This window comes from Serratia sp. D1N4 (genome assembly GCF_054552755.1).
Genome location: NZ_CM137274.1, coordinates 5,050,662 through 5,074,219, shown reverse-complemented (window position 1 = coordinate 5,074,219; position 23,558 = coordinate 5,050,662). Strand labels below are relative to the sequence as shown.

Below are 23,558 nucleotides of genomic sequence, written 5' to 3'. Positions count from 1 at the left end.
CCGGTCTGTTATGCCAAAAATGGCCTAATTATTCGGCATAATGCTGAAAGTTTAGCCCCCTCTACCTGTGGGAGAGGGCCGGGGTGAAGGGCTTTAGCTCGGTGAAATTCCCCTCATCCTAACCCTCAATTGTTGTCAGGTTTAGCGAAGAGCCGTTTTTCCTTCAGGCTGAGGGCGATACTGTCGCCACAGACCGATCAGCCTCAGGTATTTCTGTTTCACCTGTTCGATTAAGGCGGCATCGTCGATCTCACCCTGTAGCCAGAGACGGGAAGGGGGGCCAAAGATGGTGCGGCCAACCGCAAACCCTTTCACCCAGCGGGCGTCTGCGGCAGCGGCAAAGCCCGCTTGCAGCGTGGCTTCCGGTGCATCCAGCCCCAGGATCAGTACCCCACGGCAGAACGGATCCTGCGCCTCAATCAGTGCGCCCACCTCTTGCCAGTTGGCGGCGCTCAGCGGGGGCAGTTTCCACCAGTCGGGCTTGATCCCCAAGCGGTAGAAATGTTCCAGCAGGGTCAGATAGTGGCGCTGGTCTTTGTCTGCGCTGCTCTCCGGCAAAATCACCTCAAGCAACAGTTCGTGGCCGGACTTGCAGCAGCCGCGATACACCTCGGTAATCCATTCATCCTGTTCACGGCGCAGTTCAGCCGCATCCTGCGGATGATAGAACACCAGGCATTTCACCACATGTTCCTGCGGCCAATCGAGCAACTGTGAGCCGATATTACCGTGCTCCAGCCGCAATGGGCGCGAGCCTGGCTGCTCAACAGGGCGGCCAATCCACCAGCCTTGGCCAGTGATTTCATTCAGCACCGCCTGGCCGTAGGTGGTATCCGCCAGAATGCCGCTGTTGCCCTTAAGACCGCCTTCTGCCGCCGCTGCCTGAGCTGCGCTCAACAACAGGGTTTTCAAGCGGGGAATGCGATCTTGGCCAACGCCCGCTTGATGCGCCATATCTGCCAGCTGTTTACGGTGATCGAAGGCAAACACGCACAGCTCGGGCCATTGCTGCTTACGCGTGGTCACCCGGTGCAGATGGTTCAGGTGTGCATCGCGATCCGGGCGTGGCACCTGTTGTTCACGCTGCAAATAGTCATCCAGTTCCCGCTTGGTGGGCATCGCCGGTGCGCAGCCATGGCGCGACACCACCAGCGCTCCGCAGGCATTGGCGTAGCGGCAGGCCTGATCCCAACCTTCGTCATTCAGGTAGCCGCGCAGCAGGCCGGACATAAAAGCATCCCCCGCGCCCAGCACGTTGAGCACCTCAACCCGCACGCCGGAGTGCAGTTTTACCTGCTGCCAATCCTCGGCGATCGCCCCTTCAAAGACCGAACAACCCTGTGCGCCACGTTTGCACACCAGCGTTGCCTGGGTGGTTTTACGCACGTTTTGCAGGGCGGTCAGGGTATCGGTGCTGCCACCGGCAATATGGAACTCTTCTTCGGTACCGACGATCAGATCGAAATGATGCAGCACCTCCTGCAACTCGCGGGTGACTTTCTCTGATTCGACAAAGCGGGTTTCACCGTCCCCCAGCGAAGTCAGCCCCCACAGCACCGGGCGGTAATCGATGTCCAGCGCGGTGCGCAACCCGTGGCGGCGGGCATATTCCAGTGCTTTCAGCACCGCCGCACGGGTATTGGGGTGCGAAAGGTGGGTGCCGGTGATCGCCAGCGCTCTGGATGAGGCGATGTAGTTTTCATCGATATCCTCTGGCGTCAGGGCCATATCGGCGCAGTTTTCGCGGTAAAAAATCAGCGGGAAGGTTTCCTGATCCTTGATGCCGAGGATCACCAACCCGGTCAGGCGCTGTGGGTCGGTGATCAGGTATTGGGTATCGGCCCCAACGCGCTGTAGCTCTTCACGCAGGAAACGGCCCATGTGCTCATCCCCCACGCGGGCCAGCATGCCGGACCTGAGCCCCTGAATCGCCGTGCCGTATGCCACGTTGCCGGACGAGCCGCCAAGGTATTTGGCAAATGTGCTGGCATCTTCCAGGCGTGCGCCAATTTGTTGCGCATAGAAATCGACAGCGATGCGCCCCAGGCAGATGACATCAAGCTGCTTGTGTTGTGTAGCCATACCCGTTTCCTTCTGTATTAAGCGAAACCCGACTGCGATCCGGTCAAAGCGATGAGTAAATTATGAGGAATAAAAATTTCAATTTCAATGTTGAATGAAATTTAAACCCCGAAAATGTGAGATGGCTGAAAATGGCGTAAAACCGGGCGGAGCGGCAGCTAGACCGCGCTATTGCTGGCCTACGGCGATCGCTGAACAAAGCCAAGCCTGACGGGAGTTGGTTGACGATTAGGTGGTAATAGATTGGCGTTTTTTGCATCCTCACGATAAAGAAAATTAATAACCTTATGAATTACAACTATAAATAGGCTTTCGGATTCACTGGTTCTGCGATCCTTATCGCAAAATGAAATATTTTTTCTGTTATTAAATTTTATGGAAAATATATTTGTTTATAATCGGTGGCGTTTCAGATTGTTCGACATCGCACGGTTTCTCAGGCCCGAGCATGGCATCCCGTTGCAGGGCACCTACGGATAACGAATCGAAAGGGTGAGTAAATGGGGAAGATCAGGTTAACCATGGCGCAGGCGCTGGTCAGATTTCTCGATAACCAGTACCTGTTGGCAGACGGCGTAGAAACCAAGTTCGTCAAAGGCATTTTTGCGATCTTTGGCCACGGTAACGTGCTCGGTCTGGGGCAGGCGTTGGAGCAGGATTGTGGCGATCTGCGGGTGCATCAGGGGCGCAACGAGCAGGGCATGGCGCATGCCGCTACCGGCTTTGCCAAACAGAAACTACGGCGGCAGATCTATGCCTGTACCTCGTCCGTCGGCCCGGGTGCGGCCAATATGATCACTGCTGCGGCCACCGCCACGGCCAATCGCATTCCGCTACTGCTGCTGCCGGGCGATGTGTTTGCCTCGCGTCAGCCGGACCCGGTATTGCAACAGATTGAGCAGTCTTACGATCTCAGCATCAGCACCAACGATGCTTTCCGTGCCGTCAGCAAATATTGGGATCGCATCGTGCGCCCAGAGCAACTGATGAGCGCCTGCATCAATGCCATGCGGGTACTCACCGATCCGGCCGAAACCGGTGCCGTTACGCTGTGTTTGCCGCAGGACGTGCAGGGTGAAGCCTACGACTACCCGGATTACTTCTTCCAAAAGCGGGTACATCGTCTCGATCGCCGCCCGGCAACCGCAGGTATGTTGGCCGAGGCGCTGGCATTGCTGAAAGGCAAGCACAAACCGCTGTTAATCTGCGGCGGTGGCGCAAAGTATTCGCAGGCCGGGCAGGCGCTGAAGCAGTTTGCCGAGCAGTTTCATATTCCGTTTGCAGAAACCCAGGCTGGGAAGGGCACCATACCTTCAGACCACCCTTATAACCTGGGGGGGATCGGTGAAACCGGCTGCCTGGCGGCCAACATGCTGGCAAAACAGGCCGATGTAGTGATTGGCGTCGGCACCCGTTATAGCGATTTCACCACCTCATCCAAGTGGCTGTTCCAGCACCCGCAGGTAGCCTTCCTCAATATCAACGTTAGCGCGTTTGATGCCGGCAAACTGGATGCGGTGCAGGTGCTGGCAGACGCCCGCGAGGCGTTGGATGCCCTGAGCAACCCACTGGCACAGGCGGATTACCGTTCCGGCTGGGGCGATGATATCCGCAATGCGCTCAGCGAGCAGCAGCAGGAAACCCGGCGCGTTTATCAGGCAGCCTATACCGGTGCTGATTTTGTGCCAGAAATCGACGACGCCCTCGATCATGAACGCGTATTTGCTGAATTTATCGAAAAAACCGACTCCGTACTGACCCAAAGCCGGGTGCTAGGCGTATTGAATCAGCACCTGCCGCCGGACGGTATCATCGTGGCCGCTGCCGGTAGCCTGCCGGGCGACCTACAGCGCGTCTGGCAGAACCGCAGTGAGCACGCTTATCACGTGGAATATGGCTATTCCTGCATGGGCTATGAAGTTAACGCCGCGTTGGGCGTCAAGCTCGCCGAACCACAGCGAGAGGTCTATGCCATGGTCGGCGACGGTGCCTTCATGATGCTGCATTCTGAACTGGTCACCTCGATCCAGGAAGGCTGCAAAATCAACGTGCTGCTGTTCGATAACATGACTAACGGCTGCATCAACAATCTGCAGCTGGGCAACGGTATGGGCAGCTACACCACCGAATTCCGCTTCCGCAACCCGCAGGGCGGCAAGCTGGATGGCGAACTGGTGCCGGTCAACTTTGCCATGCTGGCGGCGGCCTACGGCTGCAAAACCTATAGCGTTACCAACGAGCAGCAACTGATCGACGCGCTGGCGGATGCGCGCAAGCAGCAGGTTTCTACCCTGTTGGATATTAAAGTGCTGCCCAAAACCATGGTGCACAACTATCTCAGCTGGTGGCGCGTGGGCGGGGCCCAGGTGGCCGAAAGTGAAAAAATCGCCACAGCGGTTCGCCAGCAGCAAGAGAACATTGATAAAGCCCGCGACTACTGAATTCCCAGACATTACATCTGCCGTACACATGCGAGGAAAGCGAGAATGACATTGAATATTGGGGTGATTGGTACCGGAGCCATCGGCAGAGATCATATTCGCCGTTGCAGCAAAGTGCTGCAAGGCAGCCGTATTGTGGCGGTGAATGATATTAACCGTGACAGCGCGGCCAAGGTGGTCAGTGAGTTGAAACTGGATGCGCAGGTGTACGACAACGGCCATGATCTGATCCGCGCCGCCGATGTACAGGCTGTGTTGGTCACTTCATGGGGCCCAAGCCATGAAGAGTTTGTGCTGGCGGCGATTGCGGCGGGTAAACCGGTGTTCTGCGAGAAGCCGCTGGCGGTCACCGCACAGGGCTGTAAAAACATCGTCGAAGCCGAAGCCAAACAGGGCAAGCGGCTGGTGCAGGTCGGCTTTATGCGCCCTTACGATCAGGGCTACCGTGCGCTAAAGCAGGTGCTGACCAGCGGCCAGATTGGTGAGCCCTTAATGCTGCACTGCGCGCATCGTAACCCGACGGTCGGCGAGGCCTACACCACGGATATGGCGATTACCGATACGCTGATCCACGAGATCGACGTGCTGCGCTGGCTGCTGGACGATGATTACGTCTCTGTGCAGGTGGTGTTCCCACGCAAGTCTTCCAAAGCCTATTCGCATCTCAAAGACCCGCAGATTGTGCTGCTTGAAACGGCCAAGGGAGCCCGCATCGATGTGGAAATCTTTGTGAATTGCCAGTACGGCTACGATATTCAGTGCGAAATCGTCGGTGAAAGCGGTATTGCCAAGTTACCGGAACCCTCTGCGGTGCAAATGCGCAGCGGGGCTAAGCTTTCCACCGAGATCCTCACCGACTGGAAAGAGCGCTTTATTGATGCCTATGACGTTGAGTTGCAGGCTTTTATCAACGACGTACAAACCGGCAAGCTGACCGGCCCTTCTGCCTGGGATGGTTATGCCGCAGCGGTTGCTGCCGACGCCTGTATTGCAGCCCAGCTCAGCGGCGAAATTGTACCGATCCGGCTGCCAGCCCGCCCTGATTTCTACGGTAAATAAATGGGCCGAGGGTGGCGTAATGCCGGTCAGTTAAACGCAAAACTGCATAATCATACGCAATGGCTAAAGGAGTCGCCCCCTCTCCCCGTGGGAGAGGGCCGGGGTGAGGGGCTTGTAGTGCGGTGTTCATCCCCTCACCCTAACCCTCTCCCCAAGGGAGAGGGAACTGGTTAGCCTTAACTGACAAGCATTACCGCAAGTGGCTGGCATTAACCGATTACCGAGGCTGAAAATGAATCAAGAACATGTGAAGTTGGCCATCGCCCCGATTGGCTGGACCAATGACGATCTGCCCGAGTTAGGGCAAGAAAACACCTTCCAGCAGTGTATCAGCGAAATGGCGCTGGCGGGGTTCACCGGTTGTGAAGTGGGCAGTAAATACCCGCGCGACCCAAAAGTGCTGAAACCGATGCTGGATATTCGTGGCATCCAAGTCTGCAATGCCTGGTTCAGTACCTTCTTTGCCGATGGTTTGGAGGAGAAAACCATTGATGAATTTGTGAATCATATGAATTTCCTGCATGCCATGGGCGCGAAAGTGATCGGCTGTTCCGAACAAAGCCGTAGCATTCAGGGCACCACCAAAGGGGTGTTTGAAGAGAAACCCTATTTCAGCGACGCAGAGTGGCAACGCATCGCCGCTGGCTATAACGAACTGGCGAATATTGCTGCCAGCAAAGGCATGCAGGTGTGCCTGCATCACCATATGGGCACCGGCATTCAGACGGCGGAAGAGATCGACCGTTATATGAGTATGGTGAACGACGATGTTTACCTGCTGTTTGATACCGGGCACGCCTACTATGCCGAAGGCAGCCAAAGCGCGATGTTGGCGATCCTGGAAAAATACCTGCCACGTATCAACCATGTGCATTTGAAAGACGTACGTGATGAGGTGGTTGCAGCAGTGAAAGCCAACAGGCTGAGCTTCCTAGATGGCGTGAAGAAAGGCACCTTTACCGTGCCGGGCGACGGCGTGATCGATTTCCGCCCGGTGTTTAAACTGTTGGACGAAGGTGGTTATCGAGGTTGGATGGTGGTTGAGGCCGAACAGGATCCGGCGATCGCCAACCCGTTTGAATATGCGGTGAAAGCGCGGCGCTATCTGCGTGCAACCGCAGGGCTTTGAGCTCGACGGGGCGCATCATCGCGCCCCGTGGTGATCTCAAACTGAACGTAACCGTGCCATATGATAGGCATCAACCAGTTCACCGTCGCGGAAAGCAAAGTGGCGGCTGGTGCCTTCAATCTCGAAACCGAATTTGCGATACAGCGCGATCGCGCTCTGATTGTCGGTGAACACCGTCAGCTCAATGCGTTCGATGGCACCCCAGTTGTCGCAAATATCGATCATCGCTTTCATCAGCGCGCTGCCAATGCCTTTGCCGTGGTAATTGGCATCGACGCAGAGACCAAAAGTGGCCACATGGCGGCGGCGGATGCGTTGGATAAGTTCCACCGTCAGTTGGCCGACCACCTGCTCATTAATACAGGCCACTAGGCTGTAAGTCCCGGGTTTCACCTCGGCAATGCGTTTTTGCCAGTGGGCTTTTGACGGTAGCGGCAATTGTAGCGTGTCACGGTAAACGGCGGGGTGCGAGAACAGTTGATGCAACGCTTCGGCATCTTTATCTTCTACGTGACGAACCACAATCTCGCTCATTATTGCTTCTCCCTTGAGTTTACCCTTTGAATAATCTCTAAAATTATCTGTTTACCCTAGGGAGTCAATATTCTTGTTAACTGTTCAAAAAAACGCTTTACAAGTGCGAATGATAATGATTATTATTAACGTGCATTCAGGGGAAAGCATCAACCTTTGATACTGTCGCTTGAAGGCACGACATTGCTCACATTGCTTCCAATGTTTACTTAGCCAGCTCGGGTGCTGGCTTTTTTTTTGCCCAAATTTCCTCGCCTGCTAACTTGGCCAACTTATTTGCAACTCTGTTGAAAACTCCATCTAATTTTTTGAATAGAGGGGTGAGATTTTTACGCTTTCTTATTCTGCCGCCAGGACTAGACTGTAGAAAACGTTGAGGAGAGTTGAAGATGATTTATTTACGTAAAGCAGAAGATCGCGGTCATGCCAATCATGGTTGGCTGGATAGCTGGCACAGCTTCTCATTTGCTGACTACTATGATCCTGATTTTATGGGGTTCTCAGCCCTGCGGGTGATCAATGAAGATGTGATCGATGCTGGTCAGGGTTTTGGTACCCATCCCCATAAAGATATGGAGATCCTCACCTACATCCTGAGCGGTACGGTGGAGCATCAGGACAGCATGGGGAATAAAGAACAGATCCATGCCGGTGAGTTTCAGATTATGAGTGCTGGTACCGGGGTGCGTCACTCGGAGTACAACGCCAATAACGATCGGCCGCTGCATCTTTATCAGATCTGGATTATCCCGGATCAGGTTGGGCTGAAGCCTCGCTATGAGCAACGCATGTTTGACGCACCGCAGGGCCGCCAACTGGTACTGTCGCCGGATGCCCGCGAAGGCTCGCTGAAAGTGTTCCAGGATATGACGCTGTCGCGCTGGGCGCTGAAAAAAGATGAACAGTCGGTTTACCCGATTCAGGCTGAACGCCGAGTCTGGATCCAGGTGGTGCGCGGTAATGTCGCCATCAATGGCCACAAAGTGGGCACCAGCGATGCGCTTGCCGTGTGGGATGAAGTTGCATTATCGATTCATGCCGACGAAGACAGCGAGATACTGCTGTTCGATCTGCCACCGGTATGATGGAGTAGGGGCCAGCATGTTGGCCCCTTTTTCTTGCCCGCAGGCCGCGTAAGCAACAATATCGGCCTGCCGTTTTTTTTGCTAGAATGGCCACCCATTCACGGTAAGCCAGTTCATTGATAATGAAGAAAAAACGGCCGGTGCTCCAAGATGTCGCAGATCAGGTTGGCGTCACCAAGATGACGGTGAGCCGCTATTTGCGTAACCCCGATCAGGTTTCTGCGGCTTTACAGCAGAAAATTGCGATCGCGCTGGACGATCTTGGCTACATCCCTAACCGTGCCCCGGATATTCTTTCCAATTCCACCAGCCGTGCAATCGGCGTGCTGCTGCCGTCGCTGACCAACCAGGTGTTCGCCGAGGTGCTGCGTGGCATCGAGAGCGTGACCGATGCGCATAATTATCAGACCATGCTGGCGCACTATGGCTATCTGCCGGAGCGTGAAGAAGAACGCCTGACGTCTTTGCTGTCTTACAACATTGACGGGCTGATCCTGTCCGAGCGTAACCACACTCCGCGCACCTTGAAGATGATCGAAGTCGCTGGCATCCCGGTGGTCGAGTTGATGGACTGCGTATCGCCGTGCATCGATCTGGCGGTGGGGTTCAACAACTTTGAGGCCGCCCGCCAGATGACTCAGCAAATTATCTCGCGCGGCCATCGCCATGTGGTGTATCTCGGTGCGCGTCAGGATGAACGTACTCTGATTAAACAGCAGGGTTACGAACAGGCGATGCGTGAATCTGGCCTAGAACCGCACAGCGTCATGACCGCGCGCTCTTCTTCCTATTCTGCCGGTGGCGAACTGTTGCTCGAGGCACAACGCGCTTACCCGCAGATCGACAGTATCTTTTGCACCAACGATGATTTGGCGATCGGCGCGGCGTTTGAATGCCAGCGTCAGGGGCTTTCGATCCCGCAGGATATGGCGATTGCCGGTTTCCACGGCCACGATATTGGCCAGGTGATGGTGCCGAAGCTGGCGAGCGTGCTGACGCCGCGTGAGCGCATGGGGCAGATCGGCGCGGAACGCCTGCTGGCCCGTTTGCGGGGTGAAACGGTTGGCCCACGCATGGTTGACGTCGGTTTCACCGTGATCCCCGGCGGCAGTATCTGAAGCCGGGCGCATATCTGCGCCCTCAGCCCATTTATTTCTGCAGTTCGGCCACGCAACGGCTGACCACGCCTTCGATATCGGTATCGATATCAATGCAGATCACATCTTTCTCATCGGCCGTGGGTTCTTCCAAAGCGTCAAACTGGCTTTTCAGCAGGTCGGTCGGCATAAAGTGCCCGGAACGCGCTTTCAGGCGCGCCAGAATCACATCGAAGCTGCCTTTCAGGTAGATAAACACCATGTTTTCGTTGTCTTTGCGCAGCAGATCGCGGTAGCGGCGCTTCAGCGCGGAGCAGACGATGATCCCATTTTCATTTTTGTGATTCAGGCTGTACGCCGCATCATTAAGACGCTGCAACCAGGGAACACGGTCATCGTCATTCAACGGTTGCCCGCTGGCCATCTTCTGGATATTGGCGCGCGGATGCAGATCGTCGCCATCAATGAATTTTGCCTGGATTTCCCGTGCGACAGCCGCGCCAATCGTGGATTTGCCGCTGCCGGAGACGCCCATCAGGATGATGCTTTTTCCCGCCATAAGTTTGATCTCTATCCCAGAATAAGAATTTTGCCTTGGTTGATGGTTTCGAATCTTACCATGTTACCGGTATCATGATACGGGTAACAAATGGAGATGTGATTGCCATCACAAAGGGTTAGAGCCAGGGATAGTCGTCTGTACTCAATCGCACTCAAGCGGCCCAGTAACACCAGGAAAGGGCCGTAAAACTAAAACCAAGCACCCTTTTTCGCTGCCGTTTTGCGAAGAGGCTAAGTGATAAAAGAGTTGGAGAAAAATTATGCCATTAGTGATTGTTGCAGTCGGCGTAGCCATGCTACTGCTGCTGATGATCCGCTTTAAACTGAACGGCTTTATCTCGCTGATTCTGGTCGCGCTGGCGGTTGGGATCATGCAGGGTATGCCAGTGGATAAGGTGATTGGTTCCATCAAGGCCGGCGTTGGCGGTACGTTGGGTGGTTTGGCGCTGATCATGGGCTTTGGTGCCATGCTCGGCAAACTGTTGGCGGACTGCGGCGGAGCACAGCGCATCGCCACCACTCTGATCGACAAATTCGGCAAACAGCATATTCAATGGGCGATTGTGCTCACCGGTTTTACCGTCGGCTTTGCTCTGTTTTATGAAGTGGGTTTCGTCCTGTTGCTGCCGCTGGTGTTCACCATCGCCGCTTCTGCACGTATTCCGCTGCTGTATGTCGGCGTGCCAATGGCTGCTGCGCTGTCCGTGACCCACGGTTTCCTGCCGCCGCACCCAGGCCCAACCGCTATCGCCACCATTTTCCATGCGGACATGGGTAAAACCCTGCTGTTCGGTACCTTGCTGGCGATCCCAACCGTGATTCTGGCAGGCCCGGTGTATGCGCGCTTCCTGAAAGGCATCGACAAACCGATCCCTGAAGGTTTGTACAACCCGAAAACCTTTACTGAAGAAGAGATGCCTGGCTTTGCCGTCAGCGTAGCAACCTCGCTGGTGCCGGTGATCCTGATGGCGCTGCGTGCGGTAGCGGAAATGGTGCTGCCAAAAGGCCATGCCGTTCTGCCTTATGCTGAGTTCTTCGGCGATCCGGTGATGGCAACGCTGATTGCGGTGTTGATCGCGATCTTCACCTTCGGCCTGAACCGTGGCCGTAGCATGGATGAAGTGATGGCAACCGTGACGGAATCCATCAAAATCATTGCCATGATGCTGTTGATCATCGGCGGTGGCGGTGCGTTCAAGCAGGTGCTGGTGGACAGCGGGGTGGACAAGTACATTGCCAGCATGATGCAGAGCAGCGGCGTTTCGCCGATCCTGATGGCCTGGTCAATTGCGGCGATACTGCGTATTGCGCTGGGCTCTGCCACCGTCGCGGCGATTACCGCAGGCGGTATTGTTGCACCGTTGATCGCTACCACCGGGGTCAGCCCGGAGCTGATGGTGATCGCCGTGGGTTCAGGCAGCGTGATCTTCTCGCACGTTAACGACCCAGGCTTCTGGCTGTTCAAGGAGTACTTCAACCTGACCATTATGGAAACCATCAAGTCCTGGTCGGTGCTGGAAACCATCATTTCAGTCTGCGGCCTGATTGGCTGCCTGTTGTTGGCGATGGTGATTTAACGCTTTAACGCCAGGGCGCAGCAGCGCCCTGGCGTGGCTACAGTTTCATATAGGCTCGGATGCCATCCAGGAACATTTGGGTAGAGAGCATCACCAGAATCAGCCCCATCAACCTTTCCAGCGCGTTCACCCCTTTGCTACCCAGCAGGCGCAGGAACAGGCTCGACATCAGCAGGATCGCCGCCGACAACCCCCAGGCAATCAACAGCGCCACCACCAGGTGTGACAACTGGTTAGGATACTGATGCGAAAGCAGCATCAGCGCTGCCAGAATCGACGGCCCGGCCACCAGCGGAATGGCAAGCGGCACCAGGAATGGCTCTTCACCGGCAGAAAGGCCGGTGCTGTTACCCTCCTGAGACGGGAAGATCATCTTGATGGCAATCAGGAACAGGATAATCCCGCCGGAGATCGATACGGTTTCGGTGCGCAAGTTGAGAAACGCCAGAATACGCTCACCGGCAAACAGAAAGACCAGCATCAGCAGCAAGGCGATCAGCAGTTCACGGATCAGCACCACCCGGCGGCGACGCGGCTCCAGGTGCTTGAGCACCGACATAAAAATCGGCAGATTACCCAGCGGATCCATGATTAAAAACAGTAGCACCGTGGCCGAAATCATCTCTGTCATCATTACCTCAAAATCTGAAAAATGCGCCGGTGACTCGGGCAACACCCTGGTCTCTACATCCCCATCTCTTAGAAGAATGGCAGATATATAAGAAGCATTGCTGAGAATCGCTCAGCCATCGAATAAATTCACTTTGCGCCTGCGCCGACATTTTGTAAGGTGGGTAGATATTGCACACCACTTACGACAGTGTCGTTTATCCCCAAGGCAGGACTGTAAATTATGAAAAACGTTGGTTTCATCGGTTGGCGCGGTATGGTCGGCTCTGTACTTATGCAACGCATGACAGAAGAGCGCGATTTTGACGCCATTCGCCCGGTATTCTTTACCACCTCGCAGCACGGCGCTGCCGCCCCGGTTTTCGGCGGCCAACAGGGTACGCTGCAAGATGCGTATGATGTTGAGGCGCTGAGCGCACTCGACATTATTATCACCTGCCAGGGCGGTGATTACACCAACGAAATCTATCCAAAGCTGCGTGCAACCGGCTGGAAAGGTTACTGGATCGACGCCGCCTCCTCTCTGCGTATGAAAGATGATGCCATTATCATCCTTGACCCGGTGAACCACGACGTGATCCAGGAAGGGCTGAATAAAGGCATCAAGACTTTTGTCGGGGGGAACTGCACGGTCAGCCTGATGCTGATGTCACTGGGTGGTCTGTTTGCCAACAACCTGGTGGAGTGGGCGTCGGTGGCGACCTATCAGGCGGCATCCGGCGGCGGCGCACGTCATATGCGCGAACTGCTGATGCAAATGGGCATGCTGCACGCCGACGTAGCAAAAGAGCTGCAAAGCCCGGCTTCGGCCATTCTGGACATCGAGCGTAAGGTCACTGAAGCCACCCGTTCCGGCAAGTTGCCGACCGATAACTTTGGCGTGCCTTTGGCTGGCAGCCTGATCCCGTGGATCGACAAGCAGTTGGATAACGGCCAGAGCCGCGAAGAGTGGAAAGGCCAGGCGGAAACCAACAAGATCCTCAATACCTCGGCGATTATTCCTGTTGATGGTCTGTGTGTCCGCGTCGGTGCGCTGCGCTGCCACAGCCAGGCATTCACCCTGAAGCTGAAAAAAGATGTGCCGCTGGCGGAAATCGAACAGATGCTGGCAACGCACAACGACTGGGTGCGCGTGATCCCGAACGACCGCGAACTGACCATGCGTGAACTGACGCCTGCGGCGGTGACCGGTACGCTGAATACGCCGGTCGGCCGTCTGCGCAAGCTGAATATGGGGCCGGAATATCTCTCCGCGTTCACCGTCGGCGATCAGCTGCTGTGGGGTGCTGCTGAACCGCTGCGCCGCATGTTGCGTATTCTGTTGTAAACCTCTGCCCAACAGACCTCAGGATGCACTGTAGCCTGAGGTCCAGCGGGATAAGCTGAACTTCCTGAGGGCTGGTCTCTTTCGGCCCTTTAACACCTTGTTTTCAACACTCTCTGTTCTCTGTGTACGCAACCCACCTTTTATCGTTTCTGGCGCGAAGGGAGATGGAAAATCGCTGAAAGAGGGAATGAAACACTGCTGTAACACGCGTGTCACAAAGCCGGTTGCAGCGCAAACAGGCTGCCAGATCTGCCGTTTTTCCAATGCAAAATTTTCCTTTGTAATCATCAATGCTTCTACAGACTTTGGCTATGCTTGTTAGGCTGGCGAATTCATGCCGATTAACGGTGAGTATTTGTCTGAAAAGTAGACATAAAGAGCGGTATTTCGGCTTTGAAGGATGCAAATTAATCAATAACCGACCGAAATCACGCTTTAGGTTCTGAATGAATTGCATGATAGATACAACGGCTGCTGTTAGGTGTAGCCCCTTAAGAGTCATGCTCTTAATCTAAGGAAGAATGCCATGCCTGTACTTCCCGATCGTGACGTGATCAATCAGATAATTTCCGGCCACTACGCCGATCCTTTTGCCCTGCTGGGTATGCATGTTACAGAGCGTGGGTTGCAAATTTGCGCTCTATTACCGGATGCGGGTTCCGTGTGGCTGGTGGAGAGCAAAACCGGTAACCGTTTGGTTCAGCTCAATTGTGACGATGCGCGCGGCTTTTTCAGTGCCATCGTACCGCGCCGTAAAACCCCTTTCCGTTATCAGCTGGAAGCCAGTTGGCGCGATCACCAGCAAATTATCGAAGACCCTTACCGTTTTGGCACTCTGTTGCAGGATATCGACAGTTGGCTGCTGGCCGAGGGCACCCATCTGCGGCCCTATGAACGACTGGGGGCTCACCCCGGCGAACTGGATAACGTAGAAGGTGTCAGCTTTGCCGTGTGGGCACCGAATGCGCAGCGCGTTTCTGTGGTTGGCGAGTTTAACTTCTGGGATGGCCGACGCCACCCAATGCGCCTGCGCAGAGAGAATGGGATTTGGGAACTGTTCCTGCCGGGCGTCAAGGCCGGGCAATTGTATAAATATGAGATTATTGACTGCTACGGCAACGTCCAACTGAAAGCCGATCCTTATGCTTTTGAAGCGCAGATGCGGCCGGATACGGCGTCGCTGATTACGCCGCTGCCAGCCGTGGTGGAAAATACCCCCGAGCGGCAGCGGGCTAATGATTTTGATCGCCCCATTTCAATTTACGAAGTGCACCTCGGATCATGGCGGCGTCATACCGACAACAATTTCTGGCTCAGTTATCAGGAACTGGCCGAACAACTGATTCCTTACGTCAAAGAAATGGGTTTCACCCATCTTGAGCTGTTGCCGATCAACGAACATCCATTTGACGGCAGTTGGGGGTATCAGCCGCTGGGAATGTATGCCCCGACGCGCCGTTTCGGTACTCCTGCGGAGTTCAAAGCCTTTGTGGCTGCGGCGCACGAAGCCGGGATCAACGTGATTCTTGACTGGGTGCCGGGGCATTTCCCAAGCGACGCTCACGGGTTAGCGAACTTCGACGGCACGGCGCTGTATGAGTATGCCGATCCGCGCGAAGGGTTCCATCAAGACTGGAATACCCTGATCTACAACTATGGTCGCCACGAAGTGCGTAACTTTTTGGCAGGTAACGCGTTTTATTGGTTGGAACGTTTTGGCATCGATGGGCTGCGTGTGGATGCCGTCGCTTCGATGATCTACCGCGATTACAGCCGTGCCGACGGCGAGTGGGTGCCAAACTACTACGGCGGCAATGAAAACCTGGAGGCTATCTCCTTCCTGCGCTACACCAACCAGACGTTGGGCAAAGAGCGGCCAGGCGCGGTGACGCTGGCGGAAGAGTCTACCGATTATCCCGGGGTGACGCTGCCGCCGGAAGCCAACGGTTTAGGGTTCCATTACAAGTGGGATCTGGGCTGGATGCATGACACGCTGGATTACATGAAATGCGATCCGGTACACCGTAAATATCATCACAACATGATGACGTTCGGCATGCTCTACTCCCACACCGAGAACTTTGTGTTACCGATATCGCATGATGAAGTGGTGCACGGTAAACGTTCTATTCTGGACCGTATGCCGGGCGATGCGTGGCAAAAATTCGCTAACCTGCGGGCGTACTACGGCTTCATGTGGGCACATCCGGGCAAAAAGCTGCTGTTTATGGGCTGCGAGTTTGCTCAGGGCCGGGAGTGGAATTTCGATACCAGCCTTGATTGGCACCTGCTGGAAGGGACGGATGGTTGGCACAACGGTGTACAGCGCCTGGTGCGCGATCTCAACCACTGTTACCAGAACCATGCGCCGCTGTATGAGTGTGATTATCAAGCCGGTGGTTTTGAGTGGCTGGTGGTGGATGATCATGAAAACTCGGTATTTGCTTTTGCGCGTTACGACTCGCACGGCAATGAACTGATTGCCATTAGCAACTTTACCCCGGTGCCGCGCCATCATTATCGCATCGGTGTTTCCCGCCCTGGTGAATACCGTGAAATCCTCAATACCGACTCGCACCATTATCACGGCAGTAATGCCGGTAATCAGGGGCGGGTGATTTCAGAGTCGATCGGCAGTCATGGCCGTGAGCATTCGATCAGCATCATGGTGCCGCCGTTGGCAACAGTGTATTTGTTGCGGGAGGTGCAATGATTGCACTGACACCCGGCCTCGCTGCGCCTTTAGGGGCTTATTACGACGGTAATGGCATCAACTTTACGCTGTTTTCTGCCCACGCCACGCAGGTGGAACTATGCCTGTTCGACGCCGAGCTGCGGGAAACACGTTTGCCGTTACCGGCACGCAGCGGTGACATCTGGCATGGTTATTTGCCAGGTGGCGAGCCGGGGTTGCGTTATGGTTTCCGGGTGCATGGCCCGTTCGAACCGCAGCGAGGGCTGCGGTTTAACCCCAACAAGCTGCTGCTCGATCCTGCCGCCCGCGCGGTGGAAGGGCCGGTGGCCGATCACTTGTATCTGCATGGCGGTTATGACCAGCCGGATCCGCAGGACAGCGGGCCGCTGATGCCGAAATGCATCGTGATCGACGAGCGTTACGACTGGGAAGACGATCGCCCACCGGCAACGCCGTGGCGCAAAACGGTGCTTTACGAAGCCCACGTGCGTGGCTTGACCTTGCTGCATCCAGAAATACCGCCGGTGTTGCGCGGCAGCTTCGCCGCCCTCGGGCACCCGGTGATGATCGCCTACTTCAAGCGGCTGGGGATTACTGCGCTTGAGCTGTTGCCGGTTCAGCAGCACACCACGGAACCGCGTTTGCAGCGCCTGGGGTTGATCAACTACTGGGGCTACAACGTGCTGGCGCCCTATGCGCCGGATAACCGTTATTCCAGCCTGAGAACCGGGATGACGCCGTTGCGCGAGTTTCGCGATGCGGTGAAGGCGCTGCATAAGGCGGGCATTGAAGTGATTCTCGATGTGGTGTTCAACCACAGCGCAGAATTGGATCTCGACGGGCCGACGCTGTCACTGCGCGGCATCGATAATCCGAGTTATTACTGGCTTGAACCCGATGGCGACTACGTTAACGCCACCGGCTGTGGCAACACGCTGCGGCTGGATCAGCCAGCAGGAGTGGCGTGGGTGATGGATTGCCTGCGTTTTTGGGTACGTGAGTGCCATGTTGACGGTTTCCGTTTTGATCTTGGCACCGTGTTAGGCCGTACACCGGCGTTTGACCGCGATGCACCGCTGTTTCAGGCGATGCTGGCGGACGATACGCTGGGGCGTTGCAAACTGATTGCTGAACCTTGGGACATTGGTTCCGGCGGCTATCAGGTTGGGGCGTTTCCCGGCCGTTTTGCCGAATGGAATGACCATTTCCGTGATGATATCCGTAGCTTCTGGCTGCAAGGGCATCTGTCACTCGGTCAGTTCGCCCGGCGTTTTGCTGCCTCCAGCGATGTGTTCAACCAACGTGGGCGCGCACCTTATGCCAGCATCAATATGCTGGCGGCCCACGACGGATTTACCCTGCAGGATGTAGTGAGTTTTAACCAGAAGCACAACCAGCCGAACGGCGAAGGAAACCGTGATGGCAGTGACCACAACTTTAGCTACAACCACGGTGTTGAAGGCCCAGTTGCTGACGACGCCATTGTGCAACACCGTAGGGTCAGTCAGCGGGCGCTTCTTGCCACGTTGCTGCTGGCTCAGGGAACGCCGATGTTGCTGGCCGGCGATGAACATGGACACAGCCAGCAAGGCAACAACAATGCCTATTGTCAGGATAACGAAACCACTTGGCTCAACTGGGCCAAGGCGGATGATTCCCTCACCGCATACACCGCCGCGCTGATCCGCCTGCGCCAGCAAATCCCTGCTTTGCAGCAAGATTGCTGGTGGCAAGAGGGAGACGGCAGCGTGCAGTGGCTGAATGTGCATGGGCAACCGCTCAGCGCACAGGAGTGGGAACAGGGCGATCGGCTGTTACAGATCCGCCTGTCACAACGCTGGCTGCTGGTGATCAATGCCACGCCGCAAGACGTTGAGATGACGTTACCTGAAGGGGATTGGCAGGTTGTCGCCCCCTTTACGCAGGAAGAAGATTCTCAGGCGAAGTTACCCGCCTGGTGCCAGGCTGCGCATTCGCTTTGCGTGCTGGCAGAAAAGAAAAATTAAAAGGAGTCAGCTATGGTTAGGTTTGAGAGTAAAGACCCCCTGATGTTAGCGCGCCAATTGCCGAATAAAACCGTTGCCCTGATATTGGCTGGTGGTCGTGGCTCGCGTTTGAAAGATTTGACCTCTACCCGTGCCAAACCGGCCGTGCACTTTGGCGGTAAGTTTCGCATCATTGATTTTGCCATGTCGAACTGTCTGAATTCGGGGATCCGCCGGATGGGCGTGATTACCCAATATCATTCCCACACGCTGGTGCAACATATTCAGCGTGGCTGGTCGTTCCTCAATGAAGAGATGAATGAATTTGTCGATCTGCTGCCTGCCCAGCAGCGCCAGAGTTCCGATCACTGGTACAAAGGCACCGCCGATGCGGTATACCAGAACCTGGATATCATCCGCCGTTACGATGCGGAATACGTGGTGATCCTGGCCGGTGACCATATTTATAAAATGGATTACTCGCGCATGCTGATCGACCATGTGGAGAAAGGGGCGCAGTGTACGGTGGCCTGTATTCCGGTGCCGATCGGCCAGGCCAGCGAGTTTGGCGTGATGAAGGTGGACGATAACGACCAGATCCTGGAGTTTCTTGAGAAGCCGGAAAATCCGCCAGCCATGCCGGGTAATCCGGAGATGGCGTTGGCCAGCATGGGGATTTACGTCTTCAATGCGAAATATCTGTTCCGGTTACTGGAAGAGGATATGGCGACGCCGGATTCCACTAACGATTTCGGCAAGGATCTGATCCCGAAAATCACCGCACAAGGTGAAGCCTGGGCGCATCCGTTCACCATGTCCTGCGTGACTTCCAGCCTGGATGCCCCGCCGTATTGGCGTGATGTCGGGACGCTGGATGCCTATTGGCGTGCTAACCTTGATCTGGCATCGGTAACGCCGGAGCTGGATATGTACGATCGCGCCTGGCCAATTCGCACCTATATGGAGCCATTGCCGCCTGCCAAGTTTGTGCAGGATCGTTCCGGCAGCCACGGTATGACCATGAACTCGCTGGTTGCTGGCGGCTGTATTGTTTCCGGTTCGGTGGTTGTCCATTCGGTGCTGTTCTCGCGTGCGCGAGTGAACTCTTTCTGTACTATTGACTCTTCAGTATTACTGCCTGATGTGAACGTTGGCCGCTCTTGCCGCCTGCGTCGCTGCATCATCGACCGTGCCTGCCAAATTCCGGAAGGGATGGTGATTGGCGAAAATGCCGACGATGACAGCAGACGTTTTTATCGTTCAGAAGAAGGCATTGTGCTGGTGACGCGTGAAATGCTGTCAAAGCTGTAGGCATTTGCTGAACCCGTGGGCGCTCGCTGCGCCCTCTATCTCTGCAAAGAAGTTTTTGCCGAATTTCAGGAGTGAGAATGCAGGTTTTACACGTATGTTCTGAAATGTTCCCTCTGCTTAAAACGGGTGGTCTTGCAGACGTTGTTGGCGCATTACCGGCGGCACAAATTGCCGCAGGTGCGGACGTTCGGGTGTTGTTACCGGCTTTTCCTGATATCCGTAACGGTATTCCGGACACCGTACTGGTGGCGGAGATCGACTCTTTCGCCGGGCGGGTGGGCTTGCGGTATGGTACCTATCACGGCGTCGGGGTTTACCTGATTGACGCGCCTTGGCTGTATGACCGGCCGGGCAGCCCGTATCACGATCAGTCAATGAACGCTTATCCAGATAACCATCGCCGCTTTGCGTTGCTGGGGTGGATGGCCTGTGAGTTGGCGAAAGGGCTGGATCATTACTGGCGGCCAAAGGTGGTGCATGCGCATGACTGGCATGCCGGGCTGGCCTGCGCTTATCTGGCGGCCAATGGTTATCCTGCACGCTCTATTTTCACCGTGCATAACCTGGCTTATCAGGGGTTGTTCTCTGCCCATCATATGCCGGAGCTGTGGTTGCCACCGTCGTTCCTTAATCTTTACGGTTTGGAGTTCTACGGTCAGATATCATTCCTTAAAGCCGGGCTGTTTTATGCCGATCATATCACTACCGTCAGCCCGACCTATGCGCGTGAAATTACCCACGCGGAGTTTGGTTATGGCATGGAAGGGTTGTTGCAGGATCGTCAGCGGCAAGGCCGGTTGAGTGGCATTCTTAACGGTGTGGATGACAAGATCTGGGATCCGTCCCACGACGCACGTCTGACCGCCCGTTATGACGCCGATCGTCTGAAAGACAAGGCTAAAAACAAGGTTCATCTGCAAAAAGCCATGGGTTTACAGGTGGATGAGTCTTTGCCGCTGTTTGCCGTGGTTAGCCGCCTGACCAGCCAAAAGGGGTTGGATCTGGTGCTGGATGCCTTGCCGGCGCTGCTTGATCAAGGGGGGCAACTGGCGTTATTGGGAGCCGGTGATGCGATGTTGCAGCAGGCTTTTCTGGCGGCTGCGGCCGATTACCCAGAGCAGGTGGGTGTGCAGATTGGCTATCATGAGGCGTTCTCCCACCGGATTATCGGCGGGGCGGATGTGATTCTGGTGCCGAGCCGTTTCGAGCCTTGCGGCTTGACTCAGCTTTATGGTTTGAAATATGGAACGTTGCCGCTGGTGCGTCGCACTGGCGGGCTTGCGGATACGGTAGTGGACTGCGCGCTGGAGAATCTGGCCGACGGCACTGCCAGCGGATTTGTGTTTGATGATTGTGACGCCGTTGCCTTGAGTAACGCGATCCGACGCGCCTTGGTACTGTGGAGCAGGCCGAAACACTGGCGCCACGTACAACGCCATGCCATGGGTCTGGATTTTGGCTGGCAGGTCGCGGCAAAGGATTATCTGTCGCTTTATCAACGCTTGTTGTAATTACGCACTTGGGAACAAATCGTTATGACTTCACCATTTAGTTACACCTCACCCACGGTCAGTGTGGAAGCGCTGAAACATTCTATCGCCTATAAACTGATGTTTATTGTCGGTAAAGATCCGGCTATCGCCACCCAGCATGACTGGCTGAACGCCGTGCTGTTTGCGGTGCGCGACAGGATGGTGGAACGCTGGCTACGCTCGAACCGCGCCCAGCTTTCGCAGGACGTGCGGCAGGTCTATTACCTGTCGATGGAGTTCCTGCTCGGCCGTACATTATCAAACTCTTTATTATCGATGGGGATTTACCAGGATATTGAAGATGCATTGGATGAAATGGGCCTGAGCCTGAGCGAGTTGCTCGAAGAAGAAAACGATCCCGGCCTGGGCAATGGCGGCCTGGGGCGTTTGGCGGCCTGTTTCCTTGATTCGCTTGCCACGCTGGCGCTGCCAGGGCGGGGCTACGGTATTCGCTATGAATACGGCATGTTCAAGCAGAACATCATTAATGGCCAGCAGATGGAGTCGCCAGATTACTGGCTGGAATATGGCAACCCGTGGGAGTTCCCGCGTCATAACACCCGTTATAAAGTGCGTTTTGGCGGGCGTATTCAGCAGGAAGGGGCGAAAGCACGCTGGCTGGAAACCGAAGAGATCGTGGCGATCGCTTACGATCAGGTGATACCCGGTTTTGATACCGATGCCACCAACACGCTGCGCTTGTGGAGTGCCCAGGCCAGCAACGAAATCAACCTGGGTAAATTCAATCAGGGCGACTACTTCGCCGCAGTGGAAGATAAAAACCACTCCGAAAACGTATCGCGCGTGCTCTATCCGGATGACTCTACCTATTCTGGCCGTGAATTACGTCTGCGGCAGGAGTATTTCCTGGTGTCGGCCACGGTGCAGGATATTCTCAGCCGCCACTGGACGATGCACAAAACCTTCGACAATCTGGCCGATAAGATCGCTATTCATCTCAATGATACTCATCCGGTATTGTCCATTCCTGAACTGATGCATTTGCTGATTGATGAGCATAAATTCAGTTGGTTGGATGCCTGGACCGTGGTGGAGAAGGTGTTCTCTTATACCAACCACACGCTGATGAGTGAAGCACTGGAGACCTGGCCGGTCGATATGTTGGGCAAGATCCTGCCGCGTCACTTGCAGCTTATTTTCGAAATCAACGACCATTTCCTCAAGCATGTGCAGGAAGTGATCCCTGGCGATAACAAGCTGTTGTCGCGTGTTTCCATTATTGATGAAACCAATGGCCGTCGGGTGCGTATGGCATGGTTGGCGGTAGTGGCCAGCCATAAAGTGAACGGCGTTTCCGCACTGCACTCTGAGCTGATGGTGCAATCTCTGTTTGCCGATTTCGCCCGCGTATTCCCGGATCGTTTCTGTAATAAAACCAACGGGGTAACGCCGCGTCGCTGGCTGGGCCTGGCTAACCGGCCACTGTCGAAAGTGCTGGACGACAGCATTGGCCATCACTGGCGTACCGATCTCAGCCAGCTCAGTGAAATCAAACCCAACGTGGATTACCCGAGTTTCCTACAGGCGGTACAGGCGGCCAAGCGCCAGAACAAAGAGCGTTTGGCGAGCTACATTGCGAAGAAACTCAACGTGGTGGTGAACCCGGATGCGTTGTTCGACGTGCAGATCAAGCGTATCCATGAATATAAGCGCCAACTGCTTAACGTGCTGCATGTGATCACCCGCTATAACCGTTTGTTGCAGGATCCGGAAACCAAAAGCGTGCCACGCGTGGTGATTTTTGCCGGTAAAGCGGCTTCGGCTTATTACGCGGCCAAGCAGATCATTCGTTTGATCAACGACGTGGCGAAGGTGATCAACAACGATCCGCGTGTGCACGACGATCTGAAAGTGGTATTCATTCCGAACTACGGCGTGAGCCTGGCGCAGATGATCATTCCGGCGGCGGATCTTTCCGAGCAGATCTCGCTGGCGGGTACGGAAGCATCAGGCACCAGTAACATGAAGTTTGCCCTTAACGGCGCGTTGACCATCGGCACGCTGGACGGTGCTAACGTCGAAATGCTGGATCACGTCGGGGAAGAAAATATCTTCATCTTCGGCAATACCGCCGATCAGGTGGAAGATTTGCGCCGTACCGGCTATAACCCGCGTCAATATTATGAGCAGGATGCCGAGTTGCATCAGGCACTGACGCAGATTGCCACTGGCGCGTTCAGCCCGGAAGAGCCACAGCGCTACAGCAACCTGTTTGATTCGCTGGTCAATCTGGGCGATCACTATCAGCTGCTGGCAGATTACCGCAGCTATGTGGATACGCAGGACAAAGTGGATGAGGTGTATCTGAATCAGGACGACTGGACGCGGCGCGCCATACTGAATATCGCCAATATGGGCTATTTCTCTTCTGACCGTACTATTCAGGAGTACGCGGATGAGATCTGGAACATTAAGCCGATAAAATTGTAATAAAAAAGGGCCGAATAACGGCCCTTTAGTGAAAGATGTTCGGAGGCTCAGCGTGCTGGGCC

General features: G+C 55.1%; 16 protein-coding genes. 12 read left to right on the top strand and 4 right to left on the bottom strand.

Annotated elements, in window-relative coordinates; all coding sequences use genetic code 11:
* Positions 1-141: 141 nt before the first annotated feature.
* Positions 142-2,082 carry a bifunctional 5-dehydro-2-deoxygluconokinase/5-dehydro-2-deoxyphosphogluconate aldolase gene (locus ACX1CU_RS22825; RefSeq protein ID WP_459400456.1) on the bottom strand — a complete coding sequence of 647 codons (1,941 nt, stop codon included), beginning with the start codon at positions 2,080-2,082 and terminating at the stop codon, positions 142-144.
* Between the two features lie 500 nt (positions 2,083-2,582).
* Here ACX1CU_RS22825 and iolD point away from each other — a divergent pair, with 500 nt between their 5' ends.
* From iolD to iolE, 3 genes are all read left to right on the top strand, one after another.
* Entirely contained in the window at positions 2,583-4,523 is a 1,941-nt protein-coding gene (gene iolD / locus ACX1CU_RS22820; RefSeq protein WP_459400455.1) for a 3D-(3,5/4)-trihydroxycyclohexane-1,2-dione acylhydrolase (decyclizing), read from the top strand.
* A gap of 45 nt (positions 4,524-4,568) precedes the next feature.
* Positions 4,569-5,582, top strand: coding sequence for a Gfo/Idh/MocA family protein (locus ACX1CU_RS22815; protein ID WP_459400454.1), 1,014 nt, complete (start codon positions 4,569-4,571; stop codon positions 5,580-5,582).
* A 232-nt stretch (positions 5,583-5,814) separates the two neighbouring features.
* Entirely contained in the window at positions 5,815-6,711 is an 897-nt protein-coding gene (gene iolE / locus ACX1CU_RS22810; protein ID WP_459400453.1) for a myo-inosose-2 dehydratase, read from the top strand.
* 36 nt (positions 6,712-6,747) lie between these two features.
* On the opposite strand, the gene ACX1CU_RS22805 is transcribed toward iolE, so the two are convergent.
* Positions 6,748-7,245: a GNAT family N-acetyltransferase gene (locus ACX1CU_RS22805; RefSeq protein ID WP_459400452.1), complete on the bottom strand. Its 498-nt coding sequence runs from the start codon at positions 7,243-7,245 to the stop codon at positions 6,748-6,750.
* 389 nt (positions 7,246-7,634) lie between these two features.
* On the opposite strand from ACX1CU_RS22805, the gene ACX1CU_RS22800 reads away from it, so the two are divergent.
* On the top strand, positions 7,635-8,330 hold the full coding sequence (locus tag ACX1CU_RS22800; RefSeq protein ID WP_459400451.1) for a pirin family protein: 696 nt from the start codon (positions 7,635-7,637) through the stop codon (positions 8,328-8,330).
* A gap of 122 nt (positions 8,331-8,452) precedes the next feature.
* On the top strand, positions 8,453-9,448 hold the full coding sequence (gene gntR, locus ACX1CU_RS22795; RefSeq protein ID WP_459400450.1) for a gluconate operon transcriptional repressor GntR: 996 nt from the start codon (positions 8,453-8,455) through the stop codon (positions 9,446-9,448).
* 31 nt (positions 9,449-9,479) lie between these two features.
* Here gntR and ACX1CU_RS22790 read toward each other — a convergent pair whose 3' ends face one another.
* A complete protein-coding gene (locus ACX1CU_RS22790) occupies positions 9,480-9,986 on the bottom strand; it encodes a gluconokinase (RefSeq protein ID WP_459400449.1) in 507 nt (168 codons plus the stop codon).
* A 262-nt stretch (positions 9,987-10,248) separates the two neighbouring features.
* Here ACX1CU_RS22790 and gntT point away from each other — a divergent pair, with 262 nt between their 5' ends.
* Complete coding sequence (gene gntT, locus ACX1CU_RS22785; RefSeq protein ID WP_459400448.1) at positions 10,249-11,565, top strand: gluconate transporter; 1,317 nt, start codon at positions 10,249-10,251, stop codon at positions 11,563-11,565.
* A 37-nt stretch (positions 11,566-11,602) separates the two neighbouring features.
* Here the strand turns inward: gntT and ACX1CU_RS22780 are convergent, their stop codons facing one another.
* A complete protein-coding gene (locus tag ACX1CU_RS22780) occupies positions 11,603-12,196 on the bottom strand; it encodes a YhgN family NAAT transporter (RefSeq protein WP_459402891.1) in 594 nt (197 codons plus the stop codon).
* A gap of 222 nt (positions 12,197-12,418) precedes the next feature.
* On the opposite strand from ACX1CU_RS22780, the gene asd reads away from it, so the two are divergent.
* The 6 genes from asd to glgP all read left to right on the top strand — a co-directional run bounded on the left by asd (position 12,419) and on the right by glgP (position 23,496).
* The gene (gene asd / locus ACX1CU_RS22775) at positions 12,419-13,522 is read left to right on the top strand and encodes an aspartate-semialdehyde dehydrogenase (RefSeq protein ID WP_459400447.1); all 1,104 of its coding nucleotides are present in this window, start codon (positions 12,419-12,421) and stop codon (positions 13,520-13,522) included.
* Positions 13,523-14,048: 526 nt separating this feature from the next.
* The gene (gene glgB, locus ACX1CU_RS22770; protein WP_459400446.1) at positions 14,049-16,235 is read left to right on the top strand and encodes a 1,4-alpha-glucan branching enzyme; all 2,187 of its coding nucleotides are present in this window, start codon (positions 14,049-14,051) and stop codon (positions 16,233-16,235) included.
* Positions 16,232-18,223 carry a glycogen debranching protein GlgX gene (gene glgX, locus ACX1CU_RS22765; RefSeq protein WP_459400445.1) on the top strand — a complete coding sequence of 664 codons (1,992 nt, stop codon included), beginning with the start codon at positions 16,232-16,234 and terminating at the stop codon, positions 18,221-18,223. Before glgB ends, glgX begins: the two co-directional genes overlap by 4 nt.
* A gap of 12 nt (positions 18,224-18,235) precedes the next feature.
* Positions 18,236-19,513 (top strand): glucose-1-phosphate adenylyltransferase, encoded by a 1,278-nt coding sequence (gene glgC, locus ACX1CU_RS22760; RefSeq protein ID WP_459400444.1) that lies wholly within the window; start codon positions 18,236-18,238, stop codon positions 19,511-19,513.
* Positions 19,514-19,590: 77 nt separating this feature from the next.
* Positions 19,591-21,024 carry a glycogen synthase GlgA gene (gene glgA, locus ACX1CU_RS22755; RefSeq protein ID WP_459400443.1) on the top strand — a complete coding sequence of 478 codons (1,434 nt, stop codon included), beginning with the start codon at positions 19,591-19,593 and terminating at the stop codon, positions 21,022-21,024.
* Between the two features lie 24 nt (positions 21,025-21,048).
* The gene (gene glgP, locus ACX1CU_RS22750) at positions 21,049-23,496 is read left to right on the top strand and encodes a glycogen phosphorylase (RefSeq protein WP_459400442.1); all 2,448 of its coding nucleotides are present in this window, start codon (positions 21,049-21,051) and stop codon (positions 23,494-23,496) included.
* The last annotated feature ends 62 nt before the right edge of the window (positions 23,497-23,558 follow it).